19 protein-coding genes and 1 pseudogene are annotated in these 21,218 nt (G+C 70.2%); 11 read left to right on the top strand and 9 right to left on the bottom strand.

Going from position 1 to position 21,218, the window contains the following annotated elements; genetic code table 11:
• The first annotated feature begins 65 nt into the window (after nt 1–65).
• The gene (locus AB0J88_RS25535; RefSeq protein ID WP_364351821.1) at nt 66–728 is read left to right on the top strand and encodes a hypothetical protein; all 663 of its coding nucleotides are present in this window, start codon (nt 66–68) and stop codon (nt 726–728) included.
• Between the two features lie 42 nt (nt 729–770).
• Here AB0J88_RS25535 and AB0J88_RS25540 read toward each other — a convergent pair whose 3' ends face one another.
• Together AB0J88_RS25540 and AB0J88_RS25545 are read right to left on the bottom strand one after the other, a co-directional pair.
• Nucleotides 771–1,751: a hypothetical protein gene (locus AB0J88_RS25540; protein WP_364351818.1), complete on the bottom strand. Its 981-nt coding sequence runs from the start codon at nt 1,749–1,751 to the stop codon at nt 771–773.
• 17 nt (nt 1,752–1,768) lie between these two features.
• Nucleotides 1,769–2,407 (bottom strand): hypothetical protein, encoded by a 639-nt coding sequence (locus AB0J88_RS25545; protein WP_364351815.1) that lies wholly within the window; start codon nt 2,405–2,407, stop codon nt 1,769–1,771.
• A gap of 247 nt (nt 2,408–2,654) precedes the next feature.
• On the opposite strand from AB0J88_RS25545, the gene AB0J88_RS25550 reads away from it, so the two are divergent.
• The 10 genes and pseudogenes from AB0J88_RS25550 (at nt 2,655) to AB0J88_RS25595 (ending at nt 13,497) form a co-directional block, all read left to right on the top strand.
• Nucleotides 2,655–5,648, top strand: coding sequence for a nitrate- and nitrite sensing domain-containing protein (locus AB0J88_RS25550; protein WP_364351812.1), 2,994 nt, complete (start codon nt 2,655–2,657; stop codon nt 5,646–5,648).
• On the top strand, nt 5,649–6,080 hold the full coding sequence (locus tag AB0J88_RS25555; protein ID WP_364351809.1) for a roadblock/LC7 domain-containing protein: 432 nt from the start codon (nt 5,649–5,651) through the stop codon (nt 6,078–6,080). It abuts the gene before it with no gap.
• Nucleotides 6,070–6,447, top strand: a complete 378-nt coding sequence (locus AB0J88_RS25560; protein ID WP_364351806.1) for a DUF742 domain-containing protein — start codon at nt 6,070–6,072, stop codon at nt 6,445–6,447. Before AB0J88_RS25555 ends, AB0J88_RS25560 begins: the two co-directional genes overlap by 11 nt.
• Nucleotides 6,428–7,021, top strand: a complete 594-nt coding sequence (locus AB0J88_RS25565; protein ID WP_364351803.1) for an ATP/GTP-binding protein — start codon at nt 6,428–6,430, stop codon at nt 7,019–7,021. The genes AB0J88_RS25560 and AB0J88_RS25565 overlap by 20 nt, the downstream gene beginning before the upstream one ends.
• Before the next feature lie 42 nt (nt 7,022–7,063).
• Nucleotides 7,064–7,294, top strand: coding sequence for a VOC family protein (locus AB0J88_RS25570; RefSeq protein ID WP_364738028.1), 231 nt, complete (start codon nt 7,064–7,066; stop codon nt 7,292–7,294).
• Complete coding sequence (locus AB0J88_RS25575; RefSeq protein WP_364351798.1) at nt 7,185–7,565, top strand: VOC family protein; 381 nt, start codon at nt 7,185–7,187, stop codon at nt 7,563–7,565. The genes AB0J88_RS25570 and AB0J88_RS25575 overlap by 110 nt, the downstream gene beginning before the upstream one ends.
• A gap of 123 nt (nt 7,566–7,688) precedes the next feature.
• Nucleotides 7,689–9,254 carry an ATP-binding protein gene (locus tag AB0J88_RS25580; RefSeq protein ID WP_364351795.1) on the top strand — a complete coding sequence of 522 codons (1,566 nt, stop codon included), beginning with the start codon at nt 7,689–7,691 and terminating at the stop codon, nt 9,252–9,254.
• Nucleotides 9,255–9,701: 447 nt separating this feature from the next.
• A pseudogene (locus AB0J88_RS25585) lies at nt 9,702–9,803 on the top strand (IS481 family transposase); the annotation flags it as partial.
• Nucleotides 9,804–10,627: 824 nt separating this feature from the next.
• Complete coding sequence (ddaH, locus tag AB0J88_RS25590) at nt 10,628–11,401, top strand: dimethylargininase (protein WP_364351792.1); 774 nt, start codon at nt 10,628–10,630, stop codon at nt 11,399–11,401.
• 35 nt (nt 11,402–11,436) lie between these two features.
• Nucleotides 11,437–13,497 (top strand): MDR family MFS transporter, encoded by a 2,061-nt coding sequence (locus AB0J88_RS25595; protein ID WP_364351790.1) that lies wholly within the window; start codon nt 11,437–11,439, stop codon nt 13,495–13,497.
• Here the strand turns inward: AB0J88_RS25595 and AB0J88_RS25600 are convergent, their stop codons facing one another.
• From AB0J88_RS25600 to AB0J88_RS25630, 7 genes are read right to left on the bottom strand one after another with little or no spacing between them, the layout of a single operon-like run.
• The gene (locus AB0J88_RS25600) at nt 13,498–14,490 is read right to left on the bottom strand and encodes an Lrp/AsnC family transcriptional regulator (protein ID WP_364351787.1); all 993 of its coding nucleotides are present in this window, start codon (nt 14,488–14,490) and stop codon (nt 13,498–13,500) included.
• Nucleotides 14,480–15,325, bottom strand: a complete 846-nt coding sequence (locus AB0J88_RS25605; RefSeq protein WP_364351784.1) for an alpha/beta hydrolase — start codon at nt 15,323–15,325, stop codon at nt 14,480–14,482. Before AB0J88_RS25605 ends, AB0J88_RS25600 begins: the two co-directional genes overlap by 11 nt.
• Nucleotides 15,326–15,338: 13 nt before the next feature.
• The gene (locus tag AB0J88_RS25610; protein ID WP_364351781.1) at nt 15,339–16,520 is read right to left on the bottom strand and encodes a Xaa-Pro peptidase family protein; all 1,182 of its coding nucleotides are present in this window, start codon (nt 16,518–16,520) and stop codon (nt 15,339–15,341) included.
• 3 nt (nt 16,521–16,523) lie between these two features.
• The gene (locus tag AB0J88_RS25615; protein ID WP_364351778.1) at nt 16,524–17,405 is read right to left on the bottom strand and encodes an ABC transporter permease; all 882 of its coding nucleotides are present in this window, start codon (nt 17,403–17,405) and stop codon (nt 16,524–16,526) included.
• A complete protein-coding gene (locus AB0J88_RS25620; RefSeq protein ID WP_364351775.1) occupies nt 17,402–18,367 on the bottom strand; it encodes an ABC transporter permease in 966 nt (321 codons plus the stop codon). Before AB0J88_RS25620 ends, AB0J88_RS25615 begins: the two co-directional genes overlap by 4 nt.
• Before the next feature lie 13 nt (nt 18,368–18,380).
• Nucleotides 18,381–19,925 (bottom strand): ABC transporter substrate-binding protein, encoded by a 1,545-nt coding sequence (locus tag AB0J88_RS25625; RefSeq protein WP_364738000.1) that lies wholly within the window; start codon nt 19,923–19,925, stop codon nt 18,381–18,383.
• Nucleotides 19,926–19,970: 45 nt separating this feature from the next.
• On the bottom strand, nt 19,971–21,179 hold the full coding sequence (locus AB0J88_RS25630; protein ID WP_364351769.1) for a membrane dipeptidase: 1,209 nt from the start codon (nt 21,177–21,179) through the stop codon (nt 19,971–19,973).
• Between the last annotated feature and the right edge of the window lie 39 nt (nt 21,180–21,218).

Consider the following 21,218-nt stretch of genomic DNA (forward strand, 5'->3'; position numbering starts at 1 on the left):
TTGTAGACAGAGCGACAGCACGAGAGGCTGTCTCCCGTAGGGAACGCCCGGAACGGGGAGTGATCATGAAGCGCTTGGGAACCGTCGTCACGCTGGTGGTCGGCCTCGCCGCCGGCGGCGGGCTGTTCGCCGCCAACAACGCGCTCACCGTCGTCGCCCCGAAGCCGGCGTCGGCCGGCGAGAACAAGGCCGCTCCAGCGGCGCCGACGCCGACCGCCGAGGCGCCGGGCGCACCCGCTGTCACGCCGCCGCCGGCCCGCGCTCAGGCGCAGGAGAAGATCACCGTGACCTGGGGCGGTTCGGTGCGGGGTGGTGATGCCAGCATCGCGATCACGGTCAAGGACGGGGTGGCGATCGCCTACCTCTGTGACGGCGACAAGGTCGAGGCCTGGTTCCAGGGCACCGCGGTCGACGAGCGGCTCGCGCTCGCCGGTGACGAGGGGAAGATCACCGGCTCGTTCGACGAGAAGCGGGCCAAGGGCACGGTCACCGCTGGTCGTGCCACCTTCACCTTCGACATCGGCGCGGTACGCAAGCCGTCCGGCCTCTACCGGGCAACCGCCCAGGTGCGCAACGCCAAGGTGCGCGGCGGCTGGATCGTGGTCGAGGGCCGGCAGGTCGGCATCCTCGAGGTCGACGGGGTCGCGCGACCGGCACCGGCGCTCGACCTGACGACCGGCACGGTGACCGTCGACGGCGAGCAGGTCACGCCGACGCCGCTGGGCTGAGCGAAGGGCCCCCGCGCATCCGCGAGGGCCCCTGCGGTCGGCTCAGCTCTGGAGCACGCGGTCCAGGAAGTCGCGGTAGCGGCGGACCACCACGCGCAGATGCTCGGTGTCGCCACCCTCGGTGGCCTCCCAGCCGCCCAGGTCGTTGCGCATCGAGTCGAGCGCGGCGACCAGCGCGTCGGCCGCCTCCTCGGCAAGCCCCTGGGCCTCGCCCGCGGCGCCCCGTGGGTCGTCGACGAAGCGAAGCTGCACCTCACGCCAGCGGTCCCGGAAGCCCTGCGCGGCCTCGACCGCTACCAGGGCGGTCACGGGCTCGGCGTCGACCTGGCCGGGCATGAGCTCGGTCGGCTCGTCGTCGGTCGCGACCACCGCCACCTCGTCCGGAGTGCGGTCGTCGCCGATGCCGTCGCGCACGTCGGCCCGGTCTTCTTCTTCTCGGTCTTCGACGGTCTCCGTGTCGGTGTGGGTGTCGGTGCGGTTGGCCGCCATGGCCGCCGCCGCTGCCGCGCCGCCCGCTGCCGCCGCGCCGAACGCGACCGGCGTCATCGTGCTCTCCGGGAAGGTCGGGCCGCCGAAGGTGCGGTCGTCGTCGTCCGCCCGGTCCCGGTCGAGCTCCGCGCCGTCGACGCCGCTGCGCTCGACGTCGGTGTCCACCGGAGAGGCGATCACCGGGTCGTCGTACCCGGTGCGCTCGTCCTCGGCCTCCTGGTAGACGTCGGCCTCGTCGCGGACCTCGTCGTCCTCGCGAACCTCACCGTCCTCGTCGTCTTCCACCCGGTCGTCGGTGTCCGGCGTGACGTTGTCGTGCTGGCCCTCGGCCGGTTCGACGCTGTCGTGGTAGCCGATCTCCGGCTCGTCCGTCTCGTTCTCGTGGTAGCCGCGCTCGGCCTCGGTGCGGTCGTCGTTGCCGTCCCGGTCGGCGTCGGTGTGCAGCTCGTCGTCCGGAGCGGTGCGCGGCACCGGCACCGGGTCGGAGCTCACCGCCTCGGGGTGTTCTTCGTTGCGCTGGTCCTGGTACGTCATGGGGGATCTCCTCGAAGTCAGCGGGCGTCGGAAACCGGGCCGTCGGTGTGCACGGGCTGATCGGTGCGCACGGGCTCGTCGGTGCGCACGGGCTCGTCGGTGTGCACCGTCTGCTCGGTGCGCACGGGCTGGTCGCCGAGCAGCTCGGCGACGAGTGCCCGGTAGTGCACGACCGCCTGGCGCAACTGCTCGGTGCTGGCCTCGCCACGCTCGTTGGCGAGGTGGATGTCGTGCGCGTCGCGGTAGTTGCCGAGCGTGCGGGCGTGCTCGACGGACAGGTGAGCGAGCTGGTCCTCGTAGTCCTCGGTGGGGTAGCCGCGTTCCGCGACCAGCCGCGTGACGAGCTCGTCCGCCGCACCGACCGCGCGGGCCGGATCGTCGACGAACATGACCTGAAGCTCTTCCCACGCCTGGGCGTAGCGGTCGCGCGACTCCGGGCTCAGCGGTGTGAGGCTCAACTCGGCGTGCTTGCGCTCACGGTCGCGGAGCTCACGCTCGGCGGCCGCCCGGCTCTCCTGCTCCTGCACGACCCGGTCGTACTCCGGGCCGAACTTGTCGCGCAGGGCCCGACGGCGCATGGCCGTCCAAGCGAATATCCCGACCGCGACGAGCACCACGATGACGATGACGAGAACGACAATCTGAGTGGGCGACATGGCGTCCCTCCTTCGCCGGAGGTATTTCCCAGATGGCAACGGTCGCCAATCCCGGTTCGCGAGACTTTGTTCGCAGAACTTTCATCAACCGGTGACCGGCGTACGGGACATCGACGTCCGGCGGTAGTGCGGGGCGGTACGTTTGCGTATCCTGCCCAAGGCGCACGCGTCACCGGCGGTGTCGGCTTTCTGGCGGGAGCTGACAGGACACGTGTCGTCGATCCTGCCAACCCTCGGGCGAGGACTGATGAATACGCGCAGCTGGTCGATCCGTTCGAAGATCATTTCTTTGGTCGCCGTGCCGATCGCCGCGCTCACGGCATTGTGGATCTTCGCGACCACGTTGACGCTTGGGCCGGCGCTCAGCCTGCTGTCCGCGCAGGGCCTGCTCGACGACATCGGCAAGCCCGGTGAGAACGTCGTTTCGGCCCTCCAGCAGGAACGCCGACTGTCGCTTGTCTATCTGGCCGGCAAGAGCAGCCCCGAACGGCTCGCCACCCAGCGCACCGCGACCGACAACGCGATCTCCGAGTTCCGTCGCCGGTCCGCGCAGGCCGACACCAGCGACCTGCTGGCCAGCCGGCTCGCCCAGCTCGACCAGGCGTTCGCGGTGCTGCCCTCGGGCCGCGACTTCATCGACCGTCGCGACATGGACAAGGCCGGCGCGCTCGGCCTCTACAACGGCGTGATCGACTCGGCGTTCCGGGCGTTCGCCGTGCTGGTGGCCCTGCCGGACGAGCAGCTCGGTCGCGAGGCGCGGGCGGTCGCCTCACTCGGCCGCGCCCGCGAGGTGCTGGCCCGTGCTGACGCGCTGGTGGGTGGCGTGTTCGCCGGCGGCCGGTTCGGCGCCGACGAGCACGGCCAGCTGGTGCAGATCATCGGCACCCAGCGCTACCTGTACGAGAACGCCATCGCCGACCTGCCCGACGAGGACCGCGCCGAGTACACCCGGCTCACCGAGGGTGCCGCGTTCTCGCAGCTCAACGACATGCTCAACACGCTCGTGACCAAGGGCGCCGACAACGGCGTCCCGCCGATCTCGGCGACGGCCTGGCAGTCCTCGTACGACCAGGTCCAGCACGACCTGCGCGATTTCGAGCTGGACGCGTCCGAGCGGCTCACCGACCGTGCCGTCCCGGCCGCCACCGGCATCCTGATCCGGCTCGGGCTGGCCGGCTTCCTGGGCCTGGTCGCGGTCACCGTCGCGCTCTACGTCTCGGTGCGCGTCGGCCGCGAGCTGATCCGCCGGCTGGTCGGGCTGCGTACCGCCGCGCTGTCCCTGGCCGACGAACGGCTGCCCGCCCTGGTCGGCCGCTTGCGCCGCGGCCAGGAGGTCGACATCGAGGCCGAGTCGCCGTCGCTCGAGTTCGGATCCGACGAGCTGGGGCAGGTGGGCCACGCGTTCGCCGCGGTCCAGCGCACCGCGGTGACGTCGGCGGTCGACGAGGCGGTGCTGCGCCGCGGGCTCAGCGAGGTCTTCCTCAACATCGCCCGCCGCAGCCAGACGCTGCTGCACCGCCAGCTCGCCCTGCTCGACAAAATGGAGCGCCGCACGACGGACCCGGACGAGCTCGGCGACCTCTTCCGGATCGACCACCTGGCCACCCGCATGCGCCGCCACGCCGAGGACCTGGTCGTCCTGGCCGGCGCCGCACCGGGCCGGGGCTGGCGGGTGCCGGTGCCGATGATCGACGTGATCCGCGGCGCGGTGTCCGAGGTCGAGGACTATCCCCGGGTCACCATCATGGCGATCGAGCCCGCCGCGGTCGCCGGCCGTGCGGTCGCCGACGTCATCCACCTGCTGGCCGAGCTGATCGAGAACGCGACGTCCTTCTCGCCGCCGCACACCAAGGTGCGGGTCGCCGGGCAGGCCGTTCCCAACGGGTACGCCATCGAGATCGAGGACCGCGGCCTGGGCATGCCCGACGAGGCGATCGCGGAGGCCAACCAGCGGCTCAGCGAGCCGCCGGAGTTCGACCCCGCCAACTCCGCGCGGCTGGGCCTGTTCGTCGTGGCTCAGCTTGGCGCCCGCCACGGGGTACGCGTGCAGCTGCGCTCCTCCCCCTACGGCGGCGTGACCGCGGTGGCCCTGCTGCCGACCGCGCTGATCGCGTCGGGCACGGGAGCCCTGGCCCTGCCCGGCCGCACACCCGTCGAGGTCGAGGCCGCGACGGACCGGGCCCTGCCGCCCGGTGTGGACGACGCGGTGCTGGTCGGGGCCGACGACTCTCCGGTGTGGGCGGTCCCGGAGGCCGCCGCACCCGCCGGTGACGGCACCTCGTCCGGCGCGTGGTCGTCGTCGCCCGGTGCGACCTGGCCGACGGCGCTGTCCGGCGGCCTGACGGCGCCGGCGCACACCCCACGCGAGCCGATCGCGACCCCGCCGCCGGTCGCCGAGCCGCCGTTGGCCCCGGTGGCCACGCCGTCGCTGTCGCCTTCGTCTGCCGCGGCCGCGGCGCAGCCGACGCCGGTGCTCGGCCTGCCCGTGCAACGACGTCGGCGCACGCCGGAGGAGGCGACCACGGAACTTGTCATCGGCGACGACGGGCTTCCCCGCCGCAACCGCCAGCGGCACCTGGCGCCGCAGTTGCGCCGCCCGGTCGACGAGCCGTCGGGCAGCGTGGGCGGGTCAGCGCAGACGCCGGCCGCCCGCGACCCGGAAGAGGTGCGTGCCCGCATGTCCGCCCTCCAGGCCGGCACCACGCGCGGCCGGCAGGAGAGCGGAATGGCGACCACCGGCGACCTGACCGCCAAGGCGGTCGAGCGCCCGATGTGGACACCGCCGGCGCCGGCCCCGTCCACCGCTGAGCCGGATGCGGCCGCGGGCGGCTCTGGTTTCTCCGGCCCGGTCGTAGGCGCCGATGACGGTGCCACCGCGGGCGGCGATGCCGGTTCGACGGTCAGCGACGCGACCCGCGCGCTGCGGATCCGCCGCTACACCTCGCCGACCACGCCGACGCCGATCACCCCCGGCGATCCTGGCCCGGAGACACCGGTGACCGGGAACGGCACGGTCACGCACAACGGCAACGGCGCCGATCCCGAACCCCTGCAGCGGCGCCGGCCGGCGACGGAGACCGGTGCGTCGGGTGAACTTCCCGAACCGACGGAGGGAGTTGGCTCCGTGGCGCCACCCGTACCCTTCGAGCAGCAACCGGAACCGCCCACCGCGGGCGACCGGTCCACGCACCCGGCACCCGAGGGCGCGCAGGTCAAGGATCCATCCGGAAAGGACGCGTAAGTGACGCAGACGACCAGGCCGCAGTCCAACCTCGACTGGCTGCTGCAAGACCTCGTCGCCCGCGTGCCCGGGGCGGAGCAGGCGATCGTGCTCTCGGCCGACGGGCTGCTGATGGGCTCGACCGCCGGACTGGAGCGCGACGACGCGGAGCACCTCGCCGCGATGGCGGCCGGCTTCCAGAGTCTCGCCAAGGGCGCCAGCCGGCACTTCGCCGCGGGCGCCGTCCGGCAGACGATGGTCGAGATGGAGCAGGCCTATCTGTTCGTGACCGCCGCCGGCCAGGGCGCCTGCCTCGCGCTGCTGGCCACCTCGGAGACCGACATCGGCCTCGTCGCGTACGAGATGGCCATGCTGGTCACCCGAGTCGGGCAGAGCCTGACCTCGCCCGCCCGGATACCCCCAGTGCCGCCGGAGAGTGGCGATGGCGGCTGACTCTCCCGGGCACGACTGGCTCGACATGGACGCCGGGCCGGTCGTTCGCCCGTACACGGTGACCGGTGGTCGGGTTCGTCCCGCGACCGGCTTCGACCTGGTGGCGTTCGTGGTGGCGGCGCCGCTCGACCGCGTCGACGCGGCACCGCTGCAGCCCGAGCACCGCGCGATCATCGAGGTCGCGCAGCGCCCGGTGGCGGTGGCCGAGCTCGCCGCCCGGGTCGACCTGGCGCTCGGCGTGGTCCGGGTCCTGCTCGGCGACCTGCTCGGCGCCGGGCTCGTGGTCTCTTACGAGCCGCAGCCAGCGGCCGCACTTCCCAATTACGACATCCTCCAGGCGGTGGTCAATGGACTCCGTGCGCTCTGAGCGTCCCGGAGCGGGGCAACGCATTCCGATGGCGCTCAAGATTCTGATCGCGGGCGGCTTCGGGGTAGGCAAGACCACGCTGGTCGGCGCGGTCAGCGAGATTCGCCCCTTGCAGACCGAAGAGGTGCTGAGCTCGGCGGGCGAGGACACCGACGACGTCTCCGGCGTCGAGGCCAAGACCACGACCACGGTCGCCATGGACTTCGGCCGGATCACCATCAACGAGGATCTTCAGGTCTATCTGTTCGGTACGCCCGGTCAGGACCGCTTCTGGTTCCTCTGGGACGAGCTCGCGTTCGGTGCCCTCGGCGCCGTGGTCCTGGCCGACACGCGGCGGCTGGCCGACTGCTTTCCGTCGGTCGACTACTTCGAGACGCGGCGCACGCCGTTCGTGGTGGGCGTGAACTGCTTCGACGGGAAGCAGCTGCACAGCCCGGACTCGGTCCGCAACGCGCTCGACCTCGACCCGGACGTGCCGGTGGTGCTCTGCGACGCGCGCGACCGGCAGTCCGGCAAGGCGCTGTTGATCGCGCTGGTCGAGCACGTCGCTCGGCGGCGGGTGGTCGCCGCCTGATTTCTGTCGTACGTGTGGTCGAACATGTCACCCATGACGAAGATGCAGATCACCATCGACTGCGCGGATCCAGCTTCGCTGGCGCAGTTCTGGGCGACGGCGTTGCACTACGACCTGGCACCGCCGCCGTCCGGCTTCGCTGGCGCAGTTCTGGGCGACGGCGTTGCACTACGACCTGGCACCGCCGCCGTCCGGCTTCGCGAGCTGGCACGGGTGGTATCGCAGCGTCGGCGTTCCCGAGGAAGAGCTGGCCGGCGAGCCCGACGTGCCTGATCGGCTGGTCGATCCGGCCGGCGTCGGGCCGAAGTTCTGGTTCCAGAAGGTGCCCGAGGCCAAGACGGTGAAGAACCGGCTCCATCTCGACCTCGACGTGACCGGCGGCCGGTCGCGGCCGCTGGCGGAGCGCCGTGCGCTGGTCGAGGCCGAGGCGGCGCGACTATGTGTGGCCGGCGCCTCGATCTTTCGTGTTTTGGACGACGCGGCCAACGGGCAATTCGCTGTGGTGATGCGCGATCCGGAGGGCAACGAGTTCTGCGTGTCGTGATTTCACGCGTTTTTTCGGACAAAAGGGACGGCGCTCGCGGTTCCCGGGTGATCGGTGGCCGGGGTCGGCCCGGCGTGTCAGTCTTAGGTGCGGGTCGACCCGGTTTCTGACGGGGGTGGATCAATGTCGGATGGAGCCTCTAGCGGGCCGCGTGGCGACGCCGAGACCGTCGAGGTGCTCGGTGGGCGCCTAGTGATCAACGACGGTCCGGCGATCATCGTCGCCGCGCGGGAAACCCGGGTGCGGCTGCTCAGCGGCGGCTATTTCCCGGCGCCGGTGCAGGACGTGCGCTACTGGCTGGACACCGCGAGCATCGACGGCGCGGCGACGCATCAACTGTCGGCCGACGTCAGCGTCCGGGGCGGGCCGAGCGCCCGCACGATGTTCGACGCGGCCATGCTCGGCGCGGCGGCGCCGCTGGGCGCCATGCTCGCGCGCAGGTTCGGCAACGACGGCCCGGTGGCGAGCAAGATCGCACAAGGCGCCGAGGTGATCGGATCGGTGCCGAGCAAGCTGGTGCGCACCATCTGGCCCCCCGACGACTACGGCGAGAAGGTCGACCCGCTGGCCGCCGCCAACGCGGCGGGGCTCAAGGCGACCATCACCTACCAGGGGCCGACGACCAACGGGTCGGCCAGCGCCAACCCGTTCTCGCCCGACGGCCCGCTGCGCGGCGGTCCACGGACGGTCTCGATCCGGGCCAGCGTGCCGAGCACCGACATGACCACCGACCTGCTGCGCGAGATGACCCTGCTGGTGCTGCGGGTGGTCGGCGAGTTCGTAGGCGGCGAGGCGCCGCTGCGCGGCCGCACCTACGTGATCGGCAAGCGCGAGTCCCAGCCCGCGCCGAGCGCCCAGCAGTCAGCCGCCGCGCCGGGCCCGACCCGCACCGAGAACGTGACGCTCGACCAGGTCGGCGGCCTGAGCACGATCGTCGGCCAGTTCCGCGAGATCGCGGTCAGCTTCCGCCACCCCGACATCATGGCCCGCTGGGGAGCCCGCCGACCGCAGGGCATCCTCCTCTACGGCCCGCCCGGCACGGGCAAGACCATGCTGGCGCGAGCGCTGGCCAACGAGATCGGCGCGACGTTCCGCGAGATCCGCACACCCGAGATCCTCGACAAGTGGCTGGGCGGCTCCGAACGCAACATCAAAACGATCTTCCAGGAAGCCCGCCGCTACCGACACCCGACGGTGATGCTCTTCGACGAGTTCGACAGCATCATCAGCTACGCGGGCACCGGCGGCGACGCGGCCAGCCAGGCCGTCAACGCGGTCGCGGGCATCTTCAAGCAGGAAATGAACAACCTGATCGAAGACAACCAGAACGTGATCGTCGTAGCGACCACCAACTTCCCACACCGCGTCGACGACTCCCTGATCCGCTCGGGCCGCTTCGACGTCAAACTCTCGATCCCGCTACCGGACGAGGCGGGTCGAGCCGAGATCTTCAAAATGAAGATCCGCGACCTGACCGACCGCCACGAATACGCGGGCTTCAAAATGTTCGCGCCCGACGTCGACCCGGCGGCCCTGGCCGCGGCCAGCCACGGCTTCAGCGGAGCCGACGTAGGCGAGGTCCTACGCCGAGCCCAACTAGCCAAGGCGATGCAGGAGGCCAGGGGCGGCAAGGGCGAACCCATCACCCAGGCGGACCTGATGCGCATCACGACCTCGCTACGCCACTAACGCCCCCGACCGACGAACAAGCGCACCGGCTGCGTCGCCCGGCCGAAGCCCAAGGCCGACCACGCCCACGGCCCGAGGTCCGCCACGCCCAGCGGGGCCATAACCCGGCGCGCTCGCCAAAGCCCCAGCCCGGCGCCCCACGCCGCCCGAGGCCCGCCCGCACAAGCCCGAACCAGCCCGCCCCAGCCCGCCCCAAGCCCCGCCCGCACAAGCCCGGACCAGCCCGCCCCAGCCCGCCCCAAGCGCCGCCCGCACAAGCCCGAACCAGTCCGCCCCAGCCCGCCCCGAGCCCGCCCGCACAAGCCCGAACCAGCCCGCCCATCGCGCTCCAAGGCCCGCCCGCACACCGCAGCACCAACACGGCGCGCTCCGGCGCAGCCCCAACGCGGCGCAACCCTCGAAGGCCGCCAGGCCACCGAAGCCCAAGGCCCGTCCGCCGACGCCCTACCCTCATGGCTAAACACCTACAACCACCACCGCGGACAGACCGCCCTCGCCGGAAAGCCACCCATCACGCGCGTCAACAACGCTCCCGGTTACTACACCTAGTGCGGCGACACCCGGCCGCACGCGGCGAGTCAGCAAGGCCCGCGCTCGCGTGTGCACGTCCGCACCCGGGCGGGCGAGGCCCGCGCCTACGCGAGTAATCAGGCGTCTGGTCGATGCTGGTCTTCGCGATCGCTGCGCTGGCTAACGCATGTGCCCAGCTATCGAGCGCGCGCCATGATCATGTGCGTCCTATCAACATTGGATTCGGCCACGGCCATGATCATGTGTGCCAGGTCAATATGTTCGACGGCGTGTCGCCCAGACCAGCCTCACATGATCATGGGCTGGCCTGGATGTCTTCTTGATGTGGTGCACACGATCACCCGACCTCCTCGACCCCGGCGCCGAGGACGGTCGTGCAGACCGGGCGGCCCAGCAGGCCGAGGGCCGCTGCTTTTCGGAGATCGAGCCGAGCGCGCCCTCGCGTACCGCGTGATGGGCTTCCCGTGGTGATCGACGATGCCGAGTCGCTTCATTGTCGCAGGAACACCCACTAGCCGAATGCACCCAGCGCAGCGCCACTACCCACTCACCCAGATGCGGCGATGCAACCAGCCCCGACGCACTGGCTGCGGTCGTGGGCGGTGACCGGTGGCAGACGGTCGGCCGCAGGCCGTCGCTGGTCGACGGTGATTGGCAGGCAGTCGGCAGCAGGCCGCCGCCAGTCGATGGCACGACGGCGCCCGCAACAGGCCGCCGCCAGTCGATCGCAGACGGCGCCCGCAACAGGCCGCCGCCAGTCGATGGCTGGTCCTCGGGGGTTGAAGGCCAGGGCCGTGCGGCGGTGCGTTGCGGTGGTGGCCCCGCGCGATCAGAATCGGGCCATGATCAGTGGTGGGACGGCGTTGGTTCGGGTGCCAAGCTCGCGGTTGGCCGAGGGCATCGTCACGCATATCGAGCGAACACCGATTGACCTTGATCTCGCCCGGCGGCAGCACGACGACTACCGCGCGGCTCTCGCCGGCGCGGGCTGGTCCGTCGTCGACGTGACGCCGGCCGATGACTGCCCCGACAGTGTGTTCGTCGAGGACACGCTCGTCGTCTGCGACGGGCTCGCCGTGCTCACTCGGCCGGGTGCCGCTGAGCGCCGCCCAGAGATCGAGGGCGCTCGGGCCGCCGCCGAGGCCTTGTTGCTCGACGTCGTCGAGATCGAGGAGCCCGGCACTCTCGACGGCGGTGACGTGCTGCAGGTCGGTGACCGGGTCTACGTCGGTCTCGGTGGGCGGACCAACGAGGCCGGCTTCGCCCAGCTGCGCGACCACCTCGCCACCCGTGGGCGGACCACCACGGCGGTCGGGCTACACGGCGTCCTCCACCTGAAGTCGGCCGTCACCGCTCTTCCCGACGGCACGATGGTCGCCCTGCCGGGGCTGCTCGACATTCAAGCCCTCCCCCAGCTCCTCCCGGTCGAGGAGGAGGGCGGCTGTCACCTCGTTCCCCTCGGGGACGAGCGCGTGCTCATCGCCGCCTCCGCTCCGCGGACCGCCGACCTTGTTCATCAGCTCGGGTTCGCGCCGATCGTCGTCGATATCAGCGAGTACGAGAAACTCGAAGGTTGCGTAACCTGCCTCAGCGTCCTGGTGCCGCCCGTACGCTGAAGATCCAGCGGGCGGGCGTACGGGGGTGCGAGCGCGTGGCGGTCACGACAACGAATTCTGGCGACGACGTGCGCCGACCCGAGCTCTCCCGGCGCCAGATCAACGTCATCTACGGGACCGTGGCCCTCGGGCTGCTGCTCGCCGCGATGGACCAGACCGTCGTCGCGACCGCGTTGCCCACGATCGTCGGTGATCTCGGCGGTGCCAACCATCTGTCCTGGGTGGTCACCGCGTACCTCCTGACGCAGACCATCGCCTCCGCGCTCGCCGGGAAGTTCGGTGACCAGTTCGGGCGCAAGCGGATCTTCCAGGTCAGCGCTCTGGTCTTCATCGTCGGCTCGCTGCTGTGCGGCGCCGCGCAGAGCCTCATCTGGCTCGTCACCTCGCGCGCCGTGCAGGGCATCGGCGCCGGCGGCCTGCTCGTCACCGCCACCGCGCTCATCGGCGACGTGATTCCCCTCCGCGACCGCGGGCGCTACCAGGGCGGTCTCGGCGCCGTGTTCGGCCTTTCCACCGTCGTCGGTCCGCTGATCGGCGGCCTGTTCACCGACAGCGGCCTCGGCTGGCGCTGGGTGTTCTACATCAACGTGCCGCTGGCCATCGCCGTGATCCTGGTTGCCGCCCGGACCATCCCGGCGATCACGAGCCGCGGCCGGCCGGTGATCGACTATCTCGGCATCGTGCTGATCGGTGCCGGCGCGGCCGGCCTGACGCTGGCGACGAGCTGGGGCGGCACCGAGTTCGCCTGGAGCTCCCCCGTCATCGTCGTGCTGTTCGCGGTCTCTGCCGCCCTGCTGGTGGCCTTCGGCTTCGCCGAGCGCCGCGCCAAAGAGCCGGTGCTGCCGATCCGGCTGTTCCAGTCACGCGTGTTCGTGGTGTCCTCCGCGCTCAGCTTCTTCGTCGGCTTCACGCTGCTCGGCGCGTTCACCTTCCTGCCGACGTACCTCCAATGGGTGCAGGGCGTCTCCGCCACCGTCTCCGGCGTACGCACCCTTCCGCTCGTGTTCGGCCTCCTGGTCACGGCCGTGATCGCCGGCACCACCGTCAGCCGGACGGGCCGCTACAAGATGTTCCCGGTCGCCGGCGGCCTGGTCATGGCGCTCGGGCTCTTCCTGATGTCCCGGATGGGCTCCGGCACGTCCGTGCTGCTCACGTCCGTCTACATGTTCGTGTTCGGCGTCGGCATCGGGCTATCCATGCAGATCCTGATCATCATCGTGCAGAACACCGTCGCCTACCGCGATCTCGGCGTGGCCACCTCGGGCGTGACGTTCCTGCGGACCCTCGGCAGTTCGTTCGGCGCGGCCGTGTTCGGCACGATCTTCGCCAACCAGCTCAACCACCACCTGGTCGACGCGCTGCGCCAGACCGGCTTCATCCCACCGCACGTGCTCGGGGTGCCCACCGCGGTGCACAGCCTGCCGCCGGCACAGTCCGGACCGATCATCGAGGCGTACGCGCAGTCGGTGCACAGCCTGTTCCTCTACGCGGTCCCGGTGCCGTTGATCGCCTTCGTGATCGCCCTGTTCCTCAAGGAGGTCCCGCTGCGTGACACGGCCCGGGCCGCCGCGCCGGACCTGGGCGAGGGGTTCGGCATGCCGGAGGCGCAAAGCTCGGACGCCGAGCTCGAGCAGGCGATCTCGCGCGTCTTCCGCAGCGAAGGACCGGCGGCCGCGCCGAGCGTCCTGGCCGCCTCGGGCACCAAGCTGAGCGCCGCGGACGCGTGGTGCCTGGCCCAGATCCACTTGCGCACCCGGTACGCGGGTCCGATCGACCTGGCCGGCATCGGCCGCGCGTACCACATGCCCGGCGCCGTGCTGCGCCCCGCGTTCGCCGCCGCCGCGTGGCGTGGCCTCGTCGCCATCGACGACGACGAGTGCCTGAGCCTGACGGGTCCGGGCGAGGAGGCGTACACCAAGCTCGCCGAAGCCTGGAAGACCTGGCTGTTGACCAAGCTCCCGGAGCGCGACGGGCAGCGCCCGACCCGTGCCGACCTGGACACCGCCCTCAGTCACATCGCCACGCGACTGGCCGACACCGAGACAACCCACCCCGGCCCCGCCGCCGCCGCGCTCGGCGGCCCACCGGGCCGTTAGCTATTGAGAGCCCCGCGCGAGACTGTCTCGCCACCACGGCGTCTCGACGAAGCCACGGCGGAGGACCAGGAGCACGACGCTGGCCGTCCAACCCTGGACACCTTCGAGGCGGCCCAGGGTGTCGGTGGTGAACGCGAACAGGTCCTTCGTCGTCGGCAGGATCAGCTCGCACATCAGCGCGTTGTGGCTCAGCATCGCGGCGACGTAGCGGACCCCGCGGTAGCCCGAGAGCGTGCGGGCGACCGTGTCCAGGAACGGCGGGGCGACGGTGATGTTGAGGACCACTTCGGACTCGAAGCCCATCGCGGCGGCCGGCACCAAGGTGATCACCTGGAGGCAGCCGCGGCCGAGCATGGCTTCGAAGCGCCGCCGCACGGTGCTCTCGTTGAGACCGATGGCGGTGGCGACCGTCCGGAAGCTGGCCCGGCCGTCGTCGCGCATCAGGTCGACGATCTCGTGGTCGACCTCGTCGAGGTGGCCGGGCTCGCACTGGTGCGGCTCCGTCACGGTGTCCGGCGGCACGTTGGTCAGCAGCTGGCGCGCCCAGTCGCTGGAGACCTTGAAGACGTGCAGCGTCAGGTCGGTGTCGCAGCGCTGCACGCCGTCGATCGCGAGGATCTTCTCGACGATGCGGGACAGCAGCGACTCCTCACGGAGCAGGCTGAGCTCCGCGAGGATGTCGTAGGGACCGGTGACCAGGCCGAGGAAGCGCAGGTCGGGGAAGCGGACCAACTCGTCCAGGACGGCGAGCTGGGTGCCGGGCGCGCAGGTGATGCGCAGGACGAACAGGTCCGCCGGACCCGGATGGTTGTTGGCCGGCACGGCGGCGACCCGGACGACCCCGTCGCGCAGCAACATCTGCCCGCGCCGAGCGACGGTCGCGACCGAGCTGCCCGAGAGCTCCGCGATCTCGGTCCAGCTGGCCCGGCCGTCGCTCTGCAACGCGGCGATGATGCGCCGGTCGAGCTCGTCGGGGAGGCCGCTAGCGGTCATCCGCGCCAACCTCCCGCAGGAAGCCACGGACCGTCTGGCGCCACAACTCCGCCTCCTCGACCTGTGGGGAGTGGCCGGACTTCTCGAACACGACGAGCCTAGCGTTCGGGATCAGTGATGCGATGACCTCGCTGCTGGCCACCGGCGTGATCCAGTCGTCGCGGCCGACGGTCACCAGCGTCGGGCAGGTGATCCTATGTAGCTGGTCCTTGATGTCGTAGTTCGGGATGTTGACCGAGAAGGCGAAGTTGTGGGTCTGATAGCGGTACGGCGTGGCCTCGACCTTCTCGATCACCTTGGCCGGGTCGTAGACGTGGTCGTACAGCGGCAGGATCTCGCGCCAGCAGTCACGCAGGTCGTCGTCGTCCCACACGGTGCCGTCGTTGATCCGGTCGAACTTCGGCACGTCGATCTCGACCCGCGTCGACGAGAGCGCGTTGGCCCGGGCGGCCTTGTCGTTCTCGTGGTCCGCGGACGTGTCGCGAAGCACGAGGGCCCGCACACGGGAAGGATGGCGGATGGCGTACTCCATGGAGATGAAGCCTCCGTAGGAGCCGCCCGCCATCACGAAGGTCTCGACGCCGGCCCATTGCCGCAGACCGTCCACGTCGGCCACCCACTGCTCGTGGGTGAAGGGCGCGTTGCCCTCGCTGACCCCGGAGCCGCGGGCGTCGAAGACGATGACCCGGAACGTGTCGGCGAACGGCGCGAAGGTGGCACGCGGTTCGGCCCGGGAGCCGAGGCCGGGCGCGCCGTGGTGCGCGATCAGCACCGGCGCGTCGTCGGCGCCGAAGACCTCGACCTCGAGCTCGTTGTCATTGATTCTGAGCCGCACGGGATGGTTCCTTTCAGACCGGGACGACGATGTCGTCGAGGGCGCGGGGGTACGAGGTGAACGGCCGCGCACCGTCCTGTGTGATCAGCATCGAGTCGGAGATGCGGTAGCCGGCGTGCCCGGGGATGTAGATGCCGGGCTCGTTCGAGACGACCATGCCGGCGGCGAGCGGGGTGTCGTCGCCGTCGGAGAGCCACGGCGCCTCGTGCATGCCGAGGCCGATGCCGTGCCCCTGCCGGTGGCGCAGGAAGTGGCCGAGCCCGGCGTCGCGGATCACGTCGAGGCAGATCCGGTTGGCCTCGGAGCACGGCACGCCGGGCCGGAGCGCGGCACCGCCTACCTCCTGCGCTTCCCGGACCACCTCGTAGTAGCGGCGCTGGTCGGCGGACGGCTCTCCGAGAACGAACGTCCGTTCACCTTCGACGAAACGCCCGCCCACCGCGCAGCCCAGCGAGAGCATGAACGTCTCGCCGGGACGCAGCCGGTGCCCCGACGGCAGGGCGTGCGGGCGGGCGCTGTTCGCCCCCGAATACACCAGCCCGCCGGCGAGGAACGAGACCACCACGACCTCGGTGTGGTCGGCGTACATCGTGGACGTGCCGACCTGCCCGATGTGCGCGGCGAGCTCGGCCTCGCTGGGCAACTCGCCACCGGCAGCGACAGCCTCCGAGACGAGCGCGCGGCCGGCCACGAGCATGAGGTCCGTGATCCGGGCCGCCTCGGCGTGCAGGGCGACCTCCTCGGGCCGCTTGACGTAGCGCGCGTGCATGACGACCTCGGACCGCACCAGCGTCGCCGACGGGAAAGCGGCCCGCACCTGGTCGAGACGGTCGACGGTCAGGCCGGCGGAGTAGCCGATCCGCCGCGACTTCCCGTTCTCCGCGGCCGCACCGAGGTAGCTCAGCGGCGGGCGCAGCCCCGGGAACTCCGGGTACGCGACTACCTCGGCCGCCGCGTGCTGGGCGAGCGCGTACTCCCGCTCCAGCTCCGGCACGAGCAGCAGGGCCGGGCCGTCCTGGGCGACCAGCACGACGGCCGGCCGCTCGTTGGGGTGGTGGAAGAACCCGGTCAGGTAGGCGACGTCGTCGGGGTGGTCGGCGATGACCGCGTCGAGCCCCTCCGCCGCGAGGGCGGTGCGCAGGTCGCTCTGGAGCGCCGCGTAGAAGCCGGCCGGCAGCCGTTGGGTGTCCAGCATGGACTAGTCCTCCCGGGCGCGCGGGTTACGCGCGTCGTTGTACGCGATCGAGATCAGGGTCGCCGACACGACGAGGGCCAGCATCGCCAGCGACGGGAACAGGGTGGTCCACCAGGCGCTCTGCATCGCGCCGGACTGCTGGGCCTCGTAGAGGATCCGCCCCCAGGACCAGCTCGTCGGGTCGCCGAGGCCGAGGAAGGCCAGGCCGGCCGCGGAGAGCACCGCCCGCGACGCGGTGAGCACGACCGAGACGACGATGACCGGCGCGACCGCGGGCAGCAGGTGCTTGCGGATGATCCAGACCGAGGAGCCACCGGTGAGCTTGGCCGCGTCCATATAGGGCAGCCGGACCACCGAGAGCGCCTGCGACCGCACGACCCGGGTCACCTCGGGCCAGGAGAAGAACGCGATCACCAGGACGAGGGTGACCAGGCTCGGCCCGGCCAGGGCCGCGACGAGGATCATCAGCGGGAGTACGGGCAGCGACAGGCACAGGTCGACGACGGTGCCGACGATCGAGTCGACCTTCGGGAAATAGGCGCCGAGCACGGCGACCACGACCCCGATGGCGATCGCGAGCGCCGAGGACAGCGCCGCGATCAGGATGCTGAGCCGGGCACCCCAGACGACCTCGGCGAAGATGTCGCGGCCGAGGTTGTCGGTGCCGAACCAGTGCGCGCCCGAGGGTCCCTGGAGCACCTGGTCGCCGTACCCGGTGGGATAGGCGGCGATCAGCGGCGCGCAGGCGGCGACGATCACCAGCACCACGAGGATGCCGACGGAGACCATGCCGAGCGGGTTCCGCCGGAACGCCGACCAGGTCGCCCGGGCCGCGGTGACCTGGTCGTTGGTGACGCTGTCCAGCCCTGCCACGGAAGCCGTCATGCCGTTCTCACTCTCGGGTCGAGCACGCCGTACGTCAGGTCGGTCAGCATGTTCGCGATCACGACGGTGACCGCGAGCAGCACGAACGCGCCCTGGAGCACGGGGAAGTCGAGTTGCGTTACCGCCTCGTAGATGCCACGCCCGATCCCGGGATAGGCGAAGACGGTCTCGGTCAGCACCGCGCCACCGACGAGATAGCCGAGCTGGAGGCCGACCAGCGTGGTGGTCGGCAGCAACGCGTTGCGCAGTGCGTGCTTCCAGACCACCTTGCGGTTGGGCATGCCCTTCGCCCGCGCGAGGACGCAGTAGTCCTCACCGAGCGCGTCGATGAGCGTGGAGCGCAGCGTCAGCACGTACGAGCCGAGCTGGACGAGCATCAGGCTCAGGCACGGCAGGACGAGGTGCTTGGCGACGTCGAGGTACCACGCCGGGCCGTAGACGCCCGGTGAGTAGGAACCGCCGATCGGCAGCAGGTGGAGCTTCAGGCCGAGGAAGAACAGCAGGAAGATGCCGACGCTCGGCACGAACAGGGACTGCCCGACGACGCCGCCGACCTGGGTGAACCGGTCGAGGAAGCCGCGGGGCCGGGTCGCGGCCAGCACCCCGAGCGGGATGCCGACCGCGACCGTGACCAACAAGGAGGAGAAGGTGAGCAGCAGCGTCCACGGCAGTCGTTCCATGAGGACATCGCTGACCGGGATCTGCCGGGCGAACGAGATGCCCAGGTTGCCGTGCACGAGCTGCCAGAGGTACTTGCCGTACTGGACGAGGAGGGGCTCGTCCAGGCCGTACTGGCGCAACAGCTCCAGCCGTGCCTCCGGCGTCATGTTCGGACTGGCCACCGCGAGCGCGGGGTCGCCTGGCAACAGCCGGAGGAGCAGGAAGGTGACCGTGACCGCGAACCAGACGGTCAGCAGTGCCCTGCCGAGTCGGCGCGCCGTGAATCGGACAACCTGGGTCATCGTCAGTTCTCCGTCAGCTCTTCTTCGCGTTCGCCAGCGACTGCGGGTCCACGACGGACAGCAGCTCACTGGGCTTGACGACGAAGCCGCTCCACTTGTCGCTGTGTGCGATGTAGAGGTTCTGCATGTACATGACGTTGTCGTAGACGTTGTCCCGCACCATCGCGGCCGCCTGCTGCACGAACTGCTTCTGCGCGGCCTTGTCGGTCGTGCCCTGCGCCTGTGTGATCAGCGAGTTCAGCGCGGGGTCGTCCACCAGCGTGTAGTTGATGGCCCCACCGGGGAGGTAGGTCAACGCCATGTTGGTCGTCGGGTCGTCCATGATCGCGAAGTTGCCGGCGTAGATGTCGTACTCACCCGCGTCGGTCTTGGCGAGGTAGGTGTTGCGGTCCATGCCCTGCAGGTTGATGGTTATGCCCGCCTTGGCCGCGTCGTCCTTGACCAGGTTGGCCCACTGCGAGGTCACCGCGTCCTGGAGCGAGTAGATCATCGTCAGCGTCAGCGGCTTGCTCGGCCCGTAACCGGCCTCGGTGAGCAGCTGCTTGGACTTCTCGACGTCGAACTCGTACTCCTTGCTCGACGGGTCGGCGAACTCCTTGAGCACCGGCGGGATCGGGCTGGATCCGGTCGTGACCGCCTGCCCTTGCAGCACGACCGAGCGGATCGCCTCGTAGTTGACGGCGTGCGCGAGCGCCTGCCGCACCTTGAGGTCCGCAAGGGCCGGGTGCTTCATGTTGTACGTCATGTGCGCGTACCCGAGGCCCGGGATCTCCTGCACCTTGATGCCCGGCGTCCCCTGCAGGTTCTTGACCTGCGCCGGCGGCAGCGCGTTGGCGATCAGGTCGACCTCGTTGTTCTTCAGCGCCAGGATCTCGGTGTTGATGTCGGGATAGACCCGGTAGACGATCTTGCTCACGATCGGCGTGTTGTTCGGGGCGAACGGGTACGGGGTGACCCGCTCAAGCGTGTAGCTCTGGCCCTTGGCGACGGCGGTGAGCTTGTACGGACCGGCGCTGACCCAGTCCTTGTCGTTGGCGAACTTCGCCACGTTGCCGGACGGCTCGAAGACGTGCTTCGGGACCACGTTCATCCAGAAGCCGACCTCGGTCACCACGGTCGAGTCGGGCCGCTTGAGCTTGAGCTCGACCCGGGTCGGCGACGGCGCGGAAGCCGAGTCCACGTTGACAAGCTGGCCGTAGGTCGTGTTGCCGGCCGGCTTGTCACGCAGGATCGAGTTGATGGTGAACGCGACGTCGTCGGCCGTGACCGGCTTGCCGTCGCTCCACTTCATGTCGTCCCGCAGATTCCAGAACGCGGTCGTCGGGTTGGTGAACCCGTAGTCCTTCGCCAGCAACGGTGACTTCTGGCCGTCCGCGGAGATCGAGAGCAGCCGCGGGTACATCAGGCTGGTGATCCAGTTGTCGGTGCGGCTGTTGCCGATCAGGGGGTTGAAGTTGACCACGTCGGTCGTGGTCGCGATGGTCAGCGTGTCACCGCTGTCCCTCGCGCCACCGGCTTGGTCCGGCGCGCTCGGGCTGCACGCGGTCATCGCGGTCATCGCCGCGACGGTGGCGACCGCTATCAGGGACTGACGAAGGCGCATCTAGACCCAGACCTCCTCCAGGACGCGGATGGTGTTGCCGCCGACGACCTTGCGGATCTCGTCGTCCGAGTAGTCGTGGCTCACCAGCCATCCGATGATGTTGTAAAAGCACTCGGCCGGGTTCTCCAGGCCGTCGACGTACTCCACCTCGGGGAACTCCACGCGACCGTGGGCTTCCTTCGTGGACAGGTTGCTGGCGAACGCCTTGTGCAGGCCCACGTGGTCGCCGAACAGGGTGTCCGGGCCGAACGTGACGTGGTCGATGCCGATCAGGTCCACGCAGTGCGTGAAGTGGTCCATGACCGACTCGAGGCTGTGCCGCGGGTGGGCGGCGGACAGGGTCGTGTGGGGAGCCGCTTCGAGACCGAGGACGCCGCCGCGCTCGGCACACGCCTTGATGACCGCGTCCGGCTTCATGCGGTTGGTCGGCCACACCTCGCGCGACCCGCAGTGGGTGATGAACACCGGCTTCGTCGAGTGCTGGACGGTCTCCAGCGCGGTGCGGTCACCGGAGTGCGAGATGTCGATGGCGAACCCGAGCTTGTTCATGCGCTCGACCGCCTTCTCGCCGAAGTAGGTGAGGCCGCCGTCGCCGCGCTCCTTGAGGCCGCTGCCGAGGTAGTTGGACTCGGAGTAGGCGATGCCGATCTGGCGTACGCCGAAGCCGTAGAGCACGTCGAGCCGGTCGACCTCGTTCTCGATCGGCGTCGCCGCCTCCAGCGCGAAGACGTGCGCCATCCGCCCGGTCTCGTGCGCCCGGTAGATGTCCTTGAGCGTCTCGCCCTTGATGACGAAGTCCTGGTGGGCGATGTCGGCCATTCGCACACCGAGGTCGAACAGCACGTCCTGGTACTTCCAGCCGGCGTCGCTGGAGATGCAGCAGGTGCCGTCCATGCCGTTGTCGAACACGGCGGTCATGCCGGAGCGGGCCAGGCCGCGGTAGCCGGTGGGTTCGCGGCCCTGCCGGATGTGCTCGCGCAACTGGCCCATGTCCTGCGGGAAGACCTGCACGTGGTCGTGCAGGGAGATGACGATCTCGTCGGTGAGCAGCCGGACAACCCGCTCGCGCTGGCTGTCGGAGAGCTCGAGGCCCTGATAGGCCGGCACCCGGCTGATCTGCTCGGCGTACTCGAAGACCTTGAAGTCCTTGCCCGGCTCCAGGTAGTCGTAGGCCGTGTACCCGGTGTAACGCTTCGCGCTCTCCAGCATCGAAGCCCTCCCTCTGTGTCGCAGATTTCGTCGCCGTGC

Origin of the sequence: Asanoa sp. NPDC049475, assembly GCF_040676915.1 — a bacterium.
GTDB lineage: Bacteria > Actinomycetota > Actinomycetes > Mycobacteriales > Micromonosporaceae > Asanoa.

Excerpts from the sequence above, each read along its gene's own strand:
- AB0J88_RS25535 (WP_364351821.1), top strand. The coding sequence starts at position 66 with ATGAAGCGCTTGGGAACCGTCGTCACGCTGGTGGTCGGCCTCGCCGCC.
- AB0J88_RS25540 (WP_364351818.1), bottom strand. The coding sequence starts at position 1,751 with ATGACGTACCAGGACCAGCGCAACGAAGAACACCCCGAGGCGGTGAGC.
- AB0J88_RS25545 (WP_364351815.1), bottom strand. The coding sequence starts at position 2,407 with ATGTCGCCCACTCAGATTGTCGTTCTCGTCATCGTCATCGTGGTGCTC.
- AB0J88_RS25550 (WP_364351812.1), top strand. The coding sequence starts at position 2,655 with ATGAATACGCGCAGCTGGTCGATCCGTTCGAAGATCATTTCTTTGGTC.
- AB0J88_RS25560 (WP_364351806.1), top strand. The coding sequence starts at position 6,070 with ATGGCGGCTGACTCTCCCGGGCACGACTGGCTCGACATGGACGCCGGG.
- AB0J88_RS25565 (WP_364351803.1), top strand. The coding sequence starts at position 6,428 with ATGGACTCCGTGCGCTCTGAGCGTCCCGGAGCGGGGCAACGCATTCCG.
- AB0J88_RS25570 (WP_364738028.1), top strand. The coding sequence starts at position 7,064 with ATGCAGATCACCATCGACTGCGCGGATCCAGCTTCGCTGGCGCAGTTC.
- AB0J88_RS25580 (WP_364351795.1), top strand. The coding sequence starts at position 7,689 with ATGTCGGATGGAGCCTCTAGCGGGCCGCGTGGCGACGCCGAGACCGTC.
- ddaH (WP_364351792.1), top strand. The coding sequence starts at position 10,628 with ATGATCAGTGGTGGGACGGCGTTGGTTCGGGTGCCAAGCTCGCGGTTG.
- AB0J88_RS25600 (WP_364351787.1), bottom strand. The coding sequence starts at position 14,490 with ATGACCGCTAGCGGCCTCCCCGACGAGCTCGACCGGCGCATCATCGCC.
- AB0J88_RS25610 (WP_364351781.1), bottom strand. The coding sequence starts at position 16,520 with ATGCTGGACACCCAACGGCTGCCGGCCGGCTTCTACGCGGCGCTCCAG.
- AB0J88_RS25615 (WP_364351778.1), bottom strand. The coding sequence starts at position 17,405 with ATGACGGCTTCCGTGGCAGGGCTGGACAGCGTCACCAACGACCAGGTC.
- AB0J88_RS25620 (WP_364351775.1), bottom strand. The coding sequence starts at position 18,367 with ATGACCCAGGTTGTCCGATTCACGGCGCGCCGACTCGGCAGGGCACTG.
- AB0J88_RS25625 (WP_364738000.1), bottom strand. The coding sequence starts at position 19,925 with ATGACCGCGATGACCGCGTGCAGCCCGAGCGCGCCGGACCAAGCCGGT.
- AB0J88_RS25630 (WP_364351769.1), bottom strand. The coding sequence starts at position 21,179 with ATGCTGGAGAGCGCGAAGCGTTACACCGGGTACACGGCCTACGACTAC.